The organism is Bradyrhizobium sp. HKCCYLRH1030 (assembly GCF_051168395.1).
In the GTDB taxonomy this organism is placed as follows: Bacteria; Pseudomonadota; Alphaproteobacteria; order Rhizobiales; family Xanthobacteraceae; genus Bradyrhizobium.
Genome location: NZ_JBNPUY010000015.1, coordinates 30,197 through 44,623, shown reverse-complemented (window position 1 = coordinate 44,623; position 14,427 = coordinate 30,197). Strand labels below are relative to the sequence as shown.

Sequence of the window (14,427 nt, the reverse complement as noted above, 5' to 3'; positions counted from 1 at the left end):
GGCGATCCGGATGCGGCCGCGTTGCCTGTGGAGCCGAGGAGATTGCCATGACGGATCTGTCCGCACGGTTGCCGATTGGAGCCGCCGATGTGAATGCACGAAGGGCGGCGCGGCGCGCGGTCCTGGTCGGCCTGCTCGCCTTTTTCAGCCTCGTCGATCTGTTCGCGGCGCAGGCGATGCTGCCGGTCCTCGCGCGCTACTATCAGGTCAGCGCGGCCGAGATGGGGCTTGCCGTCAACGCCTGCACGCTGGGAATGGCGATCGCGAGCCTGGTCATCGGCCTGCTCAGCCCGCTGATCGATCGCCGGATCGGCATCGTCGCCAGCCTTGCCCTGCTCGCCGGCTTCACCGCCTTGCTCGGCAGCGCGCCCGACCTGACGGTGTTCGCAGGCTTGCGCATCCTGCAGGGCCTGTGCATGGCCTCGGCGTTCGCCCTCACCCTTGCCTATCTCGGCGAGCAGTGCACCGCCAGCGAGGCCGGCGGCGCCTTCGCGGCCTATATCACCGGCAACGTCGCCAGCAATCTGGTCGGGCGCCTGCTCTCGGCCGGTCTCACCGGTGCCCTTGGCCTCAAGCCGACCTTCTACGTCTTCGCCGCGCTCAATGTCTGCGGTGCCCTTCTCGCCGCATTCGCGGTCGGAGGCGCGGCCATGCGTGTGCAGGGAACGATGCGGCTGCGCGGCGGGGCCATCGCCGATCACCTGCGCGACCGCCGCCTGCGCGCGGCCTTCGGCGTCGGCTTCTGCGTCCTGTTCGCCTTCATCGGCGCCTTCACCTTCGTGAACTTCGTGCTGGTGCGGCCGCCGCTGTCGCTCGGCATGATGGAGGTCGGACTGGTGTATTTCGTCTTCCTGCCCTCGATCGTCACCACGCTGCTCGCCGGCCGGACGGTCGCAAGGATCGGCACACAGGGCGCGATCTGGGGCGCACTCGCGACCGCAGGCCTCGGCCTCGTCCTGATGCTGTCGTCACGGCTCGGGGCGGTGCTCGCAGGCATGGTGCTGGTCGGCGCGGGCACGTTCTTCGCCCAGGCCGTGACCACAGGTTTCGTCGGAAAGACCGCGGCCCACGATCAGGGCGTTGCAAGCGGTCTTTACCTCGCCAGCTATTTCGCCGGCGGCATCATCGGAACGGCCGTGCTCGGCCAGTTGTTCGACCGGTTCGGCTGGACGGCTTGCGTGGCAGGCATCGCCGCCGCGCTCGCGGTCGCGGGATACCTGGCGCGTCGGATGACGCTGCCAGGCGTTCAGGACCGGCTCGGCGCGGCCTCGGGCTGAGCCGGCGGGGCCTGCTCATCGTCGTCGGCGATGGCGCGCCAGGCCGCCCCTTCGAGATCCTCATACTGGCCGCTCTTCAGCGACCAGAGAAAGCCGACCAGGCCGGCAAGGCCGAGCGCCAGAGCGAGCGGGACGAGAATGATCATCACTTCCATGACGCGGCCTCCCCGGCCACCTTGCGGGCACGCAGCGCATTCAGCATGACGATGATCGACGAGCCGGACATCGCGGCTGCCGCGATCAGCGGGGTGACGACGCCGCTGATCGCCAGCGGCACCGCCAGGGCGTTATAGCCGACTGCGAGCCACAGATTCTGCCGCATCAGATGCAGTGCCTTGCGCGCGTAGTCGATCGCGGCCAGCACCGGCGCCAGGGGACGACCGAGGAAGACGAGATCCGCGGTGGCCTGGCTCAGATGCGCGGCCGAGATCGGCGACATCGAGACGTGCGCGGCGGCGAGCGACGGCGCGTCGTTCATGCCGTCGCCGACCATCATGACCTTGACGCCCGCGCGCTTCAGCTCCTCGATGCGCGCGATCTTGTCGGCCGGCGTGACGCCGGCGCGCCACTCGCCGATGCCGAGCGCCTTGGCGGCCGCGGCCACCGCCGCCTCGCGATCGCCCGAGAGGATCTCGACCTTGATGTCGCGCCGCTGCAGGCCGGCGACGATCTTGGCGGCGTCGGGGCGCAAGCCCTGGCGCACCGAGAACAGGTACTTGCTGTCGCCGCGGCTGAAGGCCACCACCGAGGCCTCGGGATCGACGCTGCCGGTCTGCGCAACCAGCGCCTCGGCGCCGCAGAAGGTTGGACGTCCCAGCCTGATCTCGACGCCGTCGACGACGGCGCGGACACCCTGGCCCGGCTCCTCGACCGCGCCCATCAGCGGCGACCGCGCATTGGCGGCCTGGGCCACCGCCGCGGCCACCGGATGATGGCTCGACAGCGCTAGCTGGCCGGCCAGCGCGAACACATCTGCAGGGATGTCGGCGGCGTTGACGACCTCGAGCTCCGGCAGCGTCAAGGTGCCGGTCTTGTCGAAGATGACGTGATCGGCCTCGGCGAGGCGCTCGATCGCATCGCCCGCATTGAGCAGCACGCCGGACTTGAACATCGCGCCCGACGCCACGGTCTGCACGGTGGGAATCGCGAGCCCGAGGGCGCAGGGACAAGTGATGATCAGCACGGCAATGCCGGTGACGATGGCGTCATGCCAGCTCGCGCCCATCAGCACCCAGCCGAGCACGGTGAGCGCCGCTGTTGCGTGCACGACCGGCGCATAGAGCCGCGAGGCGCGGTCGGCGAGGCGCATGTAGCGCGAGCGAGCCTGCAGCGCGTTGTCGAGCAGGCGCGTGATCTCGGCGAGCAAGGTGCCCTCGGCCGCGGCCGACACCCGGACGCGCAGCGTGCCGGAAATGTTGAGCGAACCCGCATAGACCGCCGTGCCCTGCTCGGCCGGCACGTACAGCGTCTCGCCGGTGATCAGGCTCTGGTCGATCTCGGAGCGGCCCTCAACCACGACGCCGTCGACGGCGCAGCGCTCGCCGGGCCGCAGCAGCACGAGATCGCCGGCGCGAACGGCGGCGACCGGTACCTCCGAAATCTCGTCGGGGCCGATGAACTTGGTCGCGGTCTCCGCCTTCAGCGCGGCGAGATTGCCGGCGACCGCGCGAGTCCGCCGCCGCATGTTCTGGTCGAGATAGCGGCCGACCAGCAGGAAGGTCAGCAGCATGATCGCGGCGTCGAAATAGGCGTGCTCGGCGTGGTGGAAGGTCTCGACGACCGACATGCCCAGCGCCAGGATCACGCCGATGCAGATCGGCACGTCCATGTTGACGTTGCCGCTCTTGAGCGCGCGCCATGCCGAACGGAAGAACGGCTGGCCGGCATAGGCCGCGGCCGGCAATGCGATGACGGCCGACAGCCAGTGGAAGAAGTCGCGCTGCTCCGGCAGCATGTCGCTGACATTGCCGGACCACACCGGGATCGACAGCATCATCACGTTCATGGTCGCGAACGCGGCGACGCCGAGACAGCGCAGCAGGAAGCGCGATTCCTCGGCCTCGGTGGACTCGGCGCTTGCCTTCTCGAACGGATAGGCCTTGTAGCCGAGTTCGGCGAGGCGGTCGATGAACTTGGCCGGATCGAGCGTGCCCTGCTTCCATTCCAGCGCGACGCGGCGGTCGGTCAGGTTGACCCGCGCGAGCGTCACGTCGGGCAGTGCCGAGAGGCCGCGCTCGATCTTGGCCATGCAGCCGGCGCAGCTGACACCCTCGACCGCGAGGTCGATGTGCTTCAGGCCGGCGCCGAGATCCTTGACGTAGTGGGAGAAGTCACGCGTCACATGCATGATCGGAAGTCCCTTCAGTTCAGCAGCACGCGGTTCTTCGACATGAACAGGCGGCGGCCGCTGGAATCACCTTCGAGCACGAGGTCCCACTGGCCCGGCGCGATCGCCTCCGCCGTGCCGCGATAGATGCCGATGCCGACCTCGGCGAGGGCGACGTCCTGATCCGCGCGCTTGTCGGCCGGACGCTCGAGCCGGCCCTGGAAGGTCAGGCCCGAGACGGGATTGCCGCTTGCGTCGCGCGCGTTGACCTGCAGGATGGCGGCGCCGCCGGCGCCACGCTCGATATGCGCCTCGACCTGCCAGCGCCGCGCCTCCTGGGCGCGCGCCGCCGCGATCTCCTTCTCGTAGCCGAGGCTGGCGCTGTAGGCGCTGTCGACCTCGGTGCCCGGCAGGGTCGAGATCGCCATCTTCATCATGTAGACGTTGACGCCGATCACGGTCCCGAAGAAGGCGAGGAGCATCGCGAGCACCATGCCTCCGGTCAGCTGGAAAGAAGGATTGGAACGGCTGGCCATTGACAGGCTCCTTAGCTCTACGGGCTGACGAAATTGTCGGTGGCGGAGGCGACGACGCCGAGACCGATATCCGTCACATGGAACTTCACTGGGATGGACTTCGCGGGATTGTTCTCCTCGGGAGCGGTCACCAGGAGGCGCAGCTCCTCGGTCTGGTCGCGCCCGATCACGATCATAGGCCGGTCCGGCGTCACCGAATCCGCACCGACGACGTGGACGGTCGAATTGGCAGGCCCCTCGATGTCGATGGCGATGACGCGATCGAAGCCGTGCTTGTTGAGGACGCGCACCGTATAGGCATTGCGGATCGAGCCGTCGGACAGCTTGATCGCGATCGGATTGCGATCGTGCAGCACGTTGACCTCGAGCAGCGACCGAGTCGCGAGCTTGTAGACCATGGCGCCGCCGACCACGGCGATGATCGCGGCATAGACGATGGTCCGCGGGCGCACGAGCTTGTAGATCGGCGGCTTGCCTTCCTGTCGACGATGGATGTTGATGTCGTTGTCATAGCCGATCAGCCGCGTCGGGCGGCCGATCTTGGTCATGACGGTATCGCAGGCGTCGATGCAGAGGCCGCACTGGATGCAATCCATCTGGGCGCCGTCGCGGATGTCGATGCCGGTCGGGCATACCGCCACGCATTGCTTGCAATCGATGCAGTCGCCGGCCGGCTGGCCGAGCGCGCGCAATTCGGCGGCCTTCTTGACCGACATGCGGCTCTCGCCGCGGTCATAGCGGTAGGTGACGTTGAGCGCCCATTCGTCGGTCAGCGCCGCCTGGATGCGCGGCCACGGGCACATATAAACGCAGACCTGCTCGCGCATGAAGCCGGCGAGCGTGTAGGTCGTCGCGGTCAGGATCGCGATCCAGACATAGGCGAGCATCGGCCCCTGGAAGGTGATGAGATCCTTCACGAGCGTCGGCGCATCGCTGAAATACAGCACCCAGGCGCCGCCGGTCCACCACGCGATCATCAGCCAGATCGAATGCTTGAGCACGAGCTCCGAAATCCGCTCCAGCTTCATCGGGTCGCCGGAGGCATCCTTCTTCATGCGCTCCCGCCGGTCACCCTCGATCAGGCGCTCGACGGCATAGAACAGGTCGGTCCACACTGTCTGAGGGCACAGATAGCCGCACCAGATACGGCCGCCGATCGCGTTCATCAGGAACAGGCCGATGGCGGCGATGATCAGGAGGCCGGTGAAGTAGTACACCTCCTGCGGCCACAGCTCGATGAAGAAGAAATAGAAGCGGTGGTTCGGGAAGTCGATCAGCACCGCCTGGTCGGGCGCGCCGAGGCCGCGATTCCAGCGCACGAACGGCAGGAAATAATAGACGCCGAGGCAGAAGCCCATCAGGCCCCATTTGATCCGGCGGAAAGTGCCCGAGACGCTCTGGGGATAGACCTTCTTGTGCGCAGCATAGAGCGGACCGTAATCGTCCACGGGCTGCAGGTCCTGAGGCTTCAGGTCGTCCGGTCTTACCGTCTGGTTCATGGCTGGCGGATCATGGCTGGGGGGTCTTCTCGCAGTTGCGGCCGAAGGTATGTCCACCTCCGGCCGCTCAGTTGATCCAGCTCAATTGAAGGGAAAGTTCCGTTGGATTTCCGTTACTTTCCGCCACCCAGCGAGTGGACATAGACCGCCATCGCCTTGATCGTGGTCGGGTCGAGACGGCCCTCCCAGGCCGGCATGACGCCGGCGCGACCATTGGTGATGGTCTCGATCAGGGTCGCCTCGTCGGAGCCGTACAGCCAGATCTTGTCGGTGAGGTTCGGCGCGCCGAGCTCCGGATTGCCCTTGGCGTTGTCGCCATGGCAGGCCGCGCAGTTCTCGGCGAAGACCTTGGCGCCGGCCTTGGCGTCATAACCCGGCCGGGTCGGCAGGCCCGCCAGCTCCCGAACGTAGTTGGCGACCGTGACGATCTCCGCCGGCTTCAGGACACCGTCCTTGCCGAAGGCGAGCATCTGGCCCTCACGCGTCTTCGGGTGACCCGAGCGCACGCCGTACAGCAGGGTCTGCTGGATCTGCTCCAGCGAGCCGCCCCACAGCCAGTCGTCGTCGTTCAGGTTCGGGAAGCCCTTCGCGCCGGCCGCGCCGGTCCCGTGGCAGGCGGCGCAATTGTCGCCGAACACCGTCTTGCCCTTGGCGCGCGCCAGGGCCAGCATCGCCGGATCCTTCTCGATGTCGGCGAGCGAGGCGGTCGCGAGCGCGGCCATCTTGGCGCCGCGGATCTTCTCGAGATTGGCAAGCTCGACCGCCACGTCCGCACGGGACGAGTAGCCGAACAGGCCCTGGGTGTTGCTGGAGATGGTCGGCCAGGCCGGATACACGATCCAGTAGCCGATCGCCCAGACGATGGTGATGTAGAAGGTGATCACCCACCACCGCGGCAGCGGGGTGTTGAGCTCCTTGATGCCGTCCCAGGCGTGGCCGGTGGTGGGGGTGCCGGAGACACTGTCGACTTCGGTATGGTCAGCCATGATGAATCAATCCTCCCGCAACGGCATGCTCGCCGCCTCGTCGAAAGCGGCCTTGTTGCGAGGCCAGAGGGCATAGGTCACGATCGCGATGAAGATCGCGACGAAGATCGGGGTCCACAGCGTCGTCACGAGTGACGACGCGATGTTTTCGACTGCAATGATGGGCTTCATGATGTTCGCCTCTGATCTCAGCGCAGATTGGCTTTTTCGTTGTAGATCTTGAAGTCGACCAAGGTGCCGAGCATTTGCAGATACGCTACCAGCGCATCCATCTCGGTCGGCGCACCCGCCTTGCCGTCGAAGTTGCGCACCACCGCCTTCGGATAGCGTTTGGTGAGCGCCTCGGCACCGGCACCGTCCGGATCGACCTGCGCCTTGAGGTCGGCGGCGGCGTTGGCGATCTGGTCGTCGGTGTAGGGCACACCCACCGCCCGCAGCGTCTTCAGGTGATCGGCGACGTTGTCGGCGTTCAGCTCGGTCTCCTTCAGGAAGGGATAGCCGGGCATGATCGATTGCGGGACGATGGCGCGCGGGTTGGTCAGGTGGGTGACATGCCAGTCGTCGGAGTACTTGTTGCCGACGCGGGCGAGGTCAGGACCCGTACGCTTGGAGCCCCACTGGAACGGATGGTCGTACATGCTCTCCGCGGCGAGCGAGAAGTGGCCGTAGCGTTCCACTTCGTCGCGCAGCGGACGAACCATCTGCGAATGGCAGAGATAGCAGCCCTCGCGGACGTAGATGTTGCGGCCGGCCAGCTCGAGCGGCGTATAGGGACGCACGCCGTCGACCGCCTCGATCGTGCTCTTCAGGTAGAAGAGCGGAGTGATCTCGACGAGGCCGCCGATCGCGATCACCAGCAGGATGCCGATGACCAGGATGATCGAGTTCTTCTCGAAGACTTGGTGTCGTTGCCAGAAAGACATGGTTGATACCTCACTCCGCCGGCTGAAGGGCGACGGGCGACTGAACTTCTTCCTCACCGACACGGACCGTCATCCAGAGATTGTAGGCCATGATGAGTGAGCCGATCAGGAACAGTGCGCCACCAGCGGCACGGATGATGTAGAAGGGGTGCATCGCCTCGACGGTCTCGATGAACGAGTATTCGAGGAAGCCGAGCGCCGTGTAGGACCGCCACATCAGACCCTGCAGGATGCCCGAGACCCACATCGCGGAGATGTAGAGCACGATGCCCAGCGTGGCCGTCCAGAAGTGCCAGTTCACGAGCTTGAGGCTATAGAGACCCTTGCGGTTCCAGATCCACGGCACCAGGCAGTACAGCGCGCCGAAGGAGACGAAGCCGACCCAGCCGAGCGCACCGGAGTGCACGTGACCGATGGTCCAGTCGGTGTAGTGGCTGAGCGAGTTGACCACCTTGATCGACATCATCGGACCTTCGAAGGTCGACATGCCGTAGAAGGCGACCGAGACGACCAGCATGCGCAGCACGGGGTCCGTCCGCAGCTTGTCCCACGCTCCCGACAGGGTCATCAGGCCGTTGATCATGCCGCCCCAGGAGGGCATCCACAGCATGATCGAGAAGGTCATGCCCAGGGTCTGCGTCCAGTCCGGCAGCGCCGTATAGTGCAGATGGTGCGGGCCGGCCCAGATGTAGAGGAAGATCAGCGCCCAGAAGTGGATGATCGACAGCCGATACGAGTAGATCGGACGCTCAGCCCGCTTCGGGATGAAGTAGTACATGATGGCCAGGAAGCCGGCGGTCAGGAAGAAGCCGACCGCGTTGTGGCCGTACCACCACTGGAACATCGCATCCTGCACGCCACCCCAGGCGATGTAGGACTTGGAGCCGAACAGCGACACCGGAAGCGCCGGATTGTTGCCGAGGTGCAGAACCGCGATCGTGACGATGAAGGCAAGATAGAACCAGTTCGCCACGAAGATGTGCGGCTCCTTGCGCTTGATGATCGTCGTCAGGAAGACCAGCAGGTAGACTACCCAGACGATCGTCAGCCAAAGATCCGAGTACCATTCGGGCTCGGCGTACTCCTTGCCCTCGGTGACACCGAGCAGATAGCCCGTGCCCGCGATCAGGATGAAGAAGTTGTAGCCGATCACCACGAACCAGGGCGCGAGATCACCGGCGAGACGCACGCGGCAGGTCCGCTGCACGACGTAGAACGACGTCGCCAGCAGCACGTTGCCGCCGAAGGCGAAGATCACCGCCGAGGTATGCAGCGGCCGCAGGCGGCCGAAGCTGGTCCATGGCAGGTCGAAGTTCAGCGCGGGCCAGGCCAGTTGCGAGGCGATGATGAGGCCGACCGTGAAGCCGGCGATGCCCCAGAACATCGACATGAACGAGGCGAACTTGATCGGACCGAGATTGTAGTTCGGCCGACCATTGATCTCCTGCGGAGGCAGCTCGCGGCGCTCGAAGTAGCGGTTGAGGATGAAGAAGACGGACGCCGCGCTGGCGGCAGCCGCGAGCGAGGCGTGGAACGCGAAGGCCGTATCCAGTGCCTTCGCCGCAGCGAAGACGCACAGGAAGGCGGTGACGGCAAAAGTGAGCGACAAGCCACTTTCGCCGATGGTCATGGATTTTGTGGATGAGGACGCGCTCATGCGGAATCTCGCTGAAAGAACACGAGCCCAGCAACCACAATCGTTCACACGTGGAATTGATCGAAATCAACTTTGCGACCAGTTCGCCGGTAAACAGGCGGAGTGTTGCACGACGACGCGGCCCGACGCGGTTTCGCTCGCAGACACGGCGACGGCCGGCATGCAGCGATGCATGCCGGCCGTCATTAGACGTTCGTAGCAGGCTTCGGACTCAGCGCGCCGCGCTCAATCCTTGGCGGCAGCCGCCAGCGCTCGCACGATGTCCTCGCGGGCGACGATCCCGACCACGCGGTTGTCGGCATCGGTCACGGGAAGGCTGCGGATGCGATGCTCGACCATCAGCTGCAGCACGCGCGTCAGCTTCGTATCCGGCCGGACGTAGATGAACTCGGACGTCATCACGTCGGCGACCGTCCGGTTCATCAGGTCGCTGTAGCGCGGCAGCATCTGATTCGGCGTGAAGGCAAAGCATTTCAGCACGTCGAACTTGGTGACGATGCCGATCACCTCGTCGTTCTCGACGACGGGGTAGGTGTTGAAATCGTCGCGGTCGAACATCTCGCCGAGCTCGCGGATCGTCGTCTCCCGGGTCACGGTCGTGACGTTCCGCGTCATGTAGTTGCCGGCGGTTTCCTCGAGAAATCTGTACAAGGCGGCAATCCTGTTCTCGAATGGAGCGGGTCGAATTTCAGTGCGACAGCAGAACGCAACGCTCGCTGCGCGTCATCAGATGCTCGGTGACCCCGCCGAGCACGAGCTCGCGGAATCGGGAATGGCCATAGGCGCCCGCCACGACGAGACCGGCCGAAACATCGGCGGCGACGGCGTCGAGCGTAGCCGCAACGTTGCGCCCCTGCCCCGGTTCCGCGACGCGCGCCGATGCGACGATCTTGTGACGGCCGAGCCATGCGACGACGTCCGCAAGACGCGCCGCGCAGGCGTCATATTCCGAGGCGGTCTCCGGGATCTCGGCGACCACGACGCCGCTCGCCTTGGCGAGCAGCGGCAGAGCATCGGTCAAAGCGCGGCGCGCCTCCGGTGTCTCCTTCCAGGCCACCAGCACGGTCCCGAGATCGAGCGAACTGGCGTTGTCCGGCACCACGAGCAGCGGGCGCCCGGCCTGCATGACGAGATCCTTGGGATTGGCGACCGCGAACGCATCGGACACCCCGGGCGGCACGCCGCCGGTGACGAGAATGTCGGCGGCACGGGCCTGCGCCAGCACGTAGCGCGCGGGGAAATCCACGGCGCTGCGCCAGCTCAACGACGCAGCCCGGTCACCCACTGCGGTGCGGAACTGCTGCTCGAGCTCGGCCAGTCGATTCCGCAGCGCGGCCTCACCCTGCTCGATCAGATCCTGCGCCTGCTCGCCGGTCGTGAAGTAGAGCGGCGGCGCGAATTCCCCGGCCGCCACGCCGATGACACCTGCGTCAAAGCGCGCCGCCAAGTCGGCCGCGACCTGAAGGCGGGCCTCATTCGGCTGACCGAGCGCAAGGCTCACCATGACAGTCGCCCACGTCATCCCGCCTCTCCAAACATTGCTTCCATGCAACTCTTAGAGGTGAAATCGCCTGCCGTGATGAGATAGATCAAGGTGCGGCGGTGAAGCACGGGCGGCAGGACACCGTTGGAACCCGGCCCAGGATCGGAGAAAGCCTTGAATTGTCGAACCAAAGTTTAAGTCGGGCCGGGTTGCAGGGGCGCAATCTGGTATAGGATACCGCGGTGGTCGGCCTCCCGGCTGCGGCGAATCGGACAACGGCGAATCGATCAAAGGCCTCGAATTGCGCGACTTCACCCACCCCTTCCCGGATGCATCCGCCAGGCTCGACGACGCTCCCGAGGACGCTCGGAGGCTGGGCTTCGGCGCGTGGGATCTCGATCTGGCCTCGGGCGAGTTCTACTGGTCGGTGACGACGCGGAAGCTGTTCGGCGTGGCGGCCGATCAGCCGGTGACCTACGGGTCCTTCCTGGCGCTGCTCGCGCCCGAGGATCGCGCGCCGGTCGAGGCGGCGATCGAGGATTCGCGCCATCGGAGCACCGGGTTCGACATGTCGTTCAGAGTGTCCGGCGGCGGCCACTGGATTCGCGTGCTTGCCGGCGTGGTCCCCGACGAGGCCGGCGCGCCGCATCATCTGCGCGGCATCGCCCTCGACATCGACCAGGAGAAGCGGCTGGAGGAGACGCTGCGGCTGCGCGAGCAGCATTTCCGCTCGATCCTGGACACCGTGCCGGACGCGATGATCGTGATCGACGGCAGCGGCACCATCCAGTTCTTCAGCTCCGCGGCGGAGCGGATGTTCGGCCTCACCGAGGCAGAAGCGGTCGGCCTTGACGTCAGCGAATTGATGCCCGAGCCGGACCGCTCGCGCCATGCCGGCTACCTCACCCGCTACCATGCCAGCCGCGAGCGCCGCATCATCGGCATCGGCCGCATCGTGACCGGCCGCCGCCGCGACGGCACGACATTCCCGATGCATCTGTCGATCGGCGAGATGCAGTCCGGCGGCAAGCCCTATTTCACCGGCTTCGCCCATGATCTCACCGAGCACCAGCAGACCCAGGCACGGCTGCGGGAACTGCAGTCGGAACTGGTCCACGTGTCGCGCCTCAGCGCCATGGGCGAGATGGCCTCGGCGCTGGCGCATGAGCTCAACCAGCCGCTCGCCGCGATCAGCAATTACATGAAAGGCTCGCGCCGGCTGCTGGCCGGCAGCAGTGATCCGAACACGCCCAAGATCGAGAGCGCGATGGACCGCGCCGCCGAGCAGGCGATTCGCGCCGGCCAGATTATCCGCCGTCTGCGCGATTTCGTCTCGCGCGGCGAATCGGAGAAGCGGGTCGAGAGCCTGTCGAAGCTGATCGAGGAAGCCGGCGCCCTCGGCCTTTCCGGCGCCCGCGAGCAGAACGTCCAGTTGCGCTTCCAACTCAATCCGGAGGCCGATCTCGTGCTCGCCGACCGGGTCCAGATCCAGCAGGTCCTGGTCAATCTGTTCCGCAATGGACTCGAGGCGATGTCTCATTCCGAACGCCGCGAGCTCAGTGCGACAAATTGCAGACTCAGCGACGACTCGATCGAGGTCTCGGTATCCGACACCGGAACGGGATTCCACGACGACGTCATGCCCAATCTCTTCAAGACCTTCTTCACCACCAAGGACACCGGAATGGGAGTCGGCCTCTCGATCAGCCGGTCCATCATCGAGGCCCATGGCGGGCGCATGTGGGCCGAGAACAACGAAGCGGGAGGCGCGACGTTCCGCTTCACCCTGCCGGCAGCCCCAACCAAGGTTGAGCACGATGGCTGAACGGGCCAAGGTCTATGTGATCGACGACGACGAGGCGATGCGGGATTCGCTCAACTTCCTGCTCGATTCATCAGGCTTTGACGTCACGCTGTTCGAGAACGCGGAGATCTTCCTCGGCCGACTGCCGATGCTCCCTTTCGGCTGCGTCGTCTCGGACGTGCGGATGCCCGGCATCGACGGCATCGAGCTGCTCAAGCGCATGAAGGCCGCCGGCAGCAGCTTTCCGATCCTGGTGATGACCGGCCATGGCGACGTGCCGCTCGCGGTCGAGGCGATGAAGCTCGGCGCGGTCGATTTTCTGGAGAAGCCGTTCGAGGACGAGCGACTGGTCGCCATGATCGAAACGGCAATCCAGCAGGCCGAGCCGGCCGCGAAGAACGAATCGGTCACGCAAGACATCCTGGCGCGCGTCGCCAGCCTGAGCCCCCGGGAGCGCCAGGTGATGGATGGACTGATGGCCGGTCTCTCCAACAAGCTGATCGCGCGCGAATACGACATCAGTCCGCGCACCATCGAGGTCTACAGGGCCAACGTGATGACCAAGATGGGAGCGAACAGCCTCTCCGAGCTGGTGCGTCTGGCGATGCGCGCAGGTGCGCTGAAGGATTGAGCTAGATCAAGCTACCTTGACAGAATCGAGTGTTATCTTGCGCCTCGGTTCAACATCACATTCTCGCGGCACGTGCGATGTCGGCTCACACAAAACCTACGGTCTACGTAGCCGACGACGATGCTGACGTCCTCGGCTCGCTGCGCTTCCTGCTGGAGGCCGATGGCTTCGACGTGCGCACGTTTCGCAGCGGCACCGCACTGCTCAAGGCCTCGGACCACGCGCCCGTCGACTGCTTCGTGGTCGACTACAAGATGCCGGAGATCAACGGCGTCGAGCTCGCCGAACGGTTGCGCAAGCAGGGGGCGACCGCGCCGGTGGTGCTGATCACGGGGCACTACGATGACCGGCTTGCGGCGCGCGCGGCGGCCGTCGGGATCCAGGATTTCCTGCTCAAGCCGTTGCTCGACGACAATCTGGTGAAGCGGATCCGCAAGGCGATCGCCAACGACCATTCGGGTACCGCCCAGCGGGTCTCCTGAGCGGGCCGGCTACGTATATCTACGTAAGGAACCCCCCTTAAGATAACGGCCGAAATGTCCTTAACGGGAGCCGCCGTGTACCACATCGCCATCCGCCGCAAGGAGATGGTCATGCTCAATCAGTCGATTACCAATTCGGTCGTCAACACCAACGCCCCCCACGCCGTCCCCTCTGCTGTCGTCTCTCCTGCCGCCAATCCCTTTGCCGAGATCACCGGCCATGCCGGGCTCATCGCCAGCGAGTTCTCCTACAAGAAGGACGAGGAGATCTATGGCGAGGACGAGCCGGCCGAATACGTCTACCAAGTGATTTCCGGCGCCGTTCGCAGCTACAAGCTGCTCTCCGACGGCCGCCGCCAGATCGGCGCCTTCCATCTTCCCGGTGACGTTTTCGGCCTCGAATTCGGCTCCATGCATCGCCTCGCCGCCGAGGCCATCATCGATACCACCGTGCGCCTGGTGAAGCGCCGCAGCCTCGAACAGGCAGCAGGCGTCGACGTCGCGGTCGCCCGCAAGCTCTGGACCATGACGGCCGGCGATCTCCGCCATGCCGAGGACCACATGCTGCTGCTGGGACGCAAGACTGCGATGGAGCGCGTCGCGACCTTCCTGCTCGAGATGGACCGCCGCCTCGCCGTCGCCGGCATGATGGCGCTGCCGATGTGCCGCCGCGATATCGGCGACTATCTCGGCCTGACCCTGGAGACCGTGTCGCGCGCGCTGTCGCAGTTGCACAGCCAGGGCGTTCTCGGCTTCTCCGGTGCCCGCCAGATCGTGCTGCGCAACCGTCAGCGCCTGCGCAGCATGGACGCCTGAGCGCCCT

15 protein-coding genes are annotated in these 14,427 nt (G+C 65.6%); 5 read left to right on the top strand and 10 right to left on the bottom strand.

Features of this window, described 5'->3' with window-relative positions:
* Positions 1-47: 47 nt before the first annotated feature.
* A complete protein-coding gene (locus ACQR1E_RS31025; protein ID WP_434897969.1) occupies positions 48-1,277 on the top strand; it encodes an MFS transporter in 1,230 nt (409 codons plus the stop codon).
* Here the strand turns inward: ACQR1E_RS31025 and ccoS are convergent.
* The 10 genes from ccoS to ACQR1E_RS30975 form a co-directional block, all read right to left on the bottom strand.
* On the bottom strand, positions 1,247-1,432 hold the full coding sequence (ccoS, locus tag ACQR1E_RS31020; protein ID WP_315715707.1) for a cbb3-type cytochrome oxidase assembly protein CcoS: 186 nt from the start codon (positions 1,430-1,432) through the stop codon (positions 1,247-1,249). The two genes, ACQR1E_RS31025 and ccoS, sit on opposite strands and share 31 nt — an antisense overlap.
* Complete coding sequence (locus tag ACQR1E_RS31015) at positions 1,423-3,624, bottom strand: cation-translocating P-type ATPase (RefSeq protein WP_434897968.1); 2,202 nt, start codon at positions 3,622-3,624, stop codon at positions 1,423-1,425. Before ACQR1E_RS31015 ends, ccoS begins: the two co-directional genes overlap by 10 nt.
* Positions 3,625-3,638: 14 nt before the next feature.
* A complete protein-coding gene (locus ACQR1E_RS31010) occupies positions 3,639-4,139 on the bottom strand; it encodes a FixH family protein (RefSeq protein WP_315826421.1) in 501 nt (166 codons plus the stop codon).
* Between the two features lie 17 nt (positions 4,140-4,156).
* Entirely contained in the window at positions 4,157-5,638 is a 1,482-nt protein-coding gene (gene ccoG / locus ACQR1E_RS31005) for a cytochrome c oxidase accessory protein CcoG (protein WP_315715704.1), read from the bottom strand.
* Between the two features lie 113 nt (positions 5,639-5,751).
* Positions 5,752-6,624, bottom strand: a complete 873-nt coding sequence (gene ccoP / locus ACQR1E_RS31000; protein WP_315715703.1) for a cytochrome-c oxidase, cbb3-type subunit III — start codon at positions 6,622-6,624, stop codon at positions 5,752-5,754.
* 6 nt (positions 6,625-6,630) lie between these two features.
* On the bottom strand, positions 6,631-6,795 hold the full coding sequence (locus ACQR1E_RS30995; protein ID WP_315715702.1) for a cbb3-type cytochrome oxidase subunit 3: 165 nt from the start codon (positions 6,793-6,795) through the stop codon (positions 6,631-6,633).
* Positions 6,796-6,812: 17 nt separating this feature from the next.
* Entirely contained in the window at positions 6,813-7,547 is a 735-nt protein-coding gene (gene ccoO / locus ACQR1E_RS30990; protein ID WP_172236801.1) for a cytochrome-c oxidase, cbb3-type subunit II, read from the bottom strand.
* 10 nt (positions 7,548-7,557) lie between these two features.
* Entirely contained in the window at positions 7,558-9,204 is a 1,647-nt protein-coding gene (gene ccoN, locus ACQR1E_RS30985) for a cytochrome-c oxidase, cbb3-type subunit I (RefSeq protein ID WP_315715701.1), read from the bottom strand.
* A gap of 225 nt (positions 9,205-9,429) precedes the next feature.
* A complete protein-coding gene (locus tag ACQR1E_RS30980; RefSeq protein ID WP_315715700.1) occupies positions 9,430-9,855 on the bottom strand; it encodes a CBS domain-containing protein in 426 nt (141 codons plus the stop codon).
* Between the two features lie 37 nt (positions 9,856-9,892).
* Complete coding sequence (locus ACQR1E_RS30975) at positions 9,893-10,726, bottom strand: universal stress protein (RefSeq protein ID WP_434897967.1); 834 nt, start codon at positions 10,724-10,726, stop codon at positions 9,893-9,895.
* A gap of 262 nt (positions 10,727-10,988) precedes the next feature.
* Here ACQR1E_RS30975 and fixL point away from each other — a divergent pair, with 262 nt between their 5' ends.
* From fixL to ACQR1E_RS30955, 4 genes are all read left to right on the top strand, one after another.
* Positions 10,989-12,512, top strand: coding sequence for a sensor protein FixL (fixL, locus tag ACQR1E_RS30970; RefSeq protein WP_434897966.1), 1,524 nt, complete (start codon positions 10,989-10,991; stop codon positions 12,510-12,512).
* Positions 12,505-13,122 carry a response regulator FixJ gene (gene fixJ / locus ACQR1E_RS30965; RefSeq protein WP_316186865.1) on the top strand — a complete coding sequence of 206 codons (618 nt, stop codon included), beginning with the start codon at positions 12,505-12,507 and terminating at the stop codon, positions 13,120-13,122. Before fixL ends, fixJ begins: the two co-directional genes overlap by 8 nt.
* A 77-nt stretch (positions 13,123-13,199) precedes the next feature.
* Positions 13,200-13,604, top strand: a complete 405-nt coding sequence (locus ACQR1E_RS30960) for a response regulator (protein ID WP_315715697.1) — start codon at positions 13,200-13,202, stop codon at positions 13,602-13,604.
* A 111-nt stretch (positions 13,605-13,715) separates the two neighbouring features.
* Positions 13,716-14,420, top strand: coding sequence for a helix-turn-helix domain-containing protein (locus ACQR1E_RS30955; RefSeq protein WP_316186886.1), 705 nt, complete (start codon positions 13,716-13,718; stop codon positions 14,418-14,420).
* Positions 14,421-14,427 lie beyond the last annotated feature (7 nt).

Coding starts and splice junctions, on each gene's coding strand:
- ccoO (WP_172236801.1), bottom strand. CDS start 7,547: ATGTCTTTCTGGCAACGACACCAAGTCTTCGAGAAGAACTCGATCATC.
- ccoG (WP_315715704.1), bottom strand. CDS start 5,638: ATGAACCAGACGGTAAGACCGGACGACCTGAAGCCTCAGGACCTGCAG.
- ccoP (WP_315715703.1), bottom strand. CDS start 6,624: ATGGCTGACCATACCGAAGTCGACAGTGTCTCCGGCACCCCCACCACC.
- ACQR1E_RS30995 (WP_315715702.1), bottom strand. CDS start 6,795: ATGAAGCCCATCATTGCAGTCGAAAACATCGCGTCGTCACTCGTGACG.
- ACQR1E_RS30975 (WP_434897967.1), bottom strand. CDS start 10,726: ATGACGTGGGCGACTGTCATGGTGAGCCTTGCGCTCGGTCAGCCGAAT.
- fixJ (WP_316186865.1), top strand. CDS start 12,505: ATGGCTGAACGGGCCAAGGTCTATGTGATCGACGACGACGAGGCGATG.
- ACQR1E_RS30955 (WP_316186886.1), top strand. CDS start 13,716: ATGCTCAATCAGTCGATTACCAATTCGGTCGTCAACACCAACGCCCCC.
- ACQR1E_RS30960 (WP_315715697.1), top strand. CDS start 13,200: ATGTCGGCTCACACAAAACCTACGGTCTACGTAGCCGACGACGATGCT.
- ccoS (WP_315715707.1), bottom strand. CDS start 1,432: ATGGAAGTGATGATCATTCTCGTCCCGCTCGCTCTGGCGCTCGGCCTT.
- ccoN (WP_315715701.1), bottom strand. CDS start 9,204: ATGAGCGCGTCCTCATCCACAAAATCCATGACCATCGGCGAAAGTGGC.
- ACQR1E_RS31010 (WP_315826421.1), bottom strand. CDS start 4,139: ATGGCCAGCCGTTCCAATCCTTCTTTCCAGCTGACCGGAGGCATGGTG.
- ACQR1E_RS31015 (WP_434897968.1), bottom strand. CDS start 3,624: ATGCATGTGACGCGTGACTTCTCCCACTACGTCAAGGATCTCGGCGCC.
- ACQR1E_RS31025 (WP_434897969.1), top strand. CDS start 48: ATGACGGATCTGTCCGCACGGTTGCCGATTGGAGCCGCCGATGTGAAT.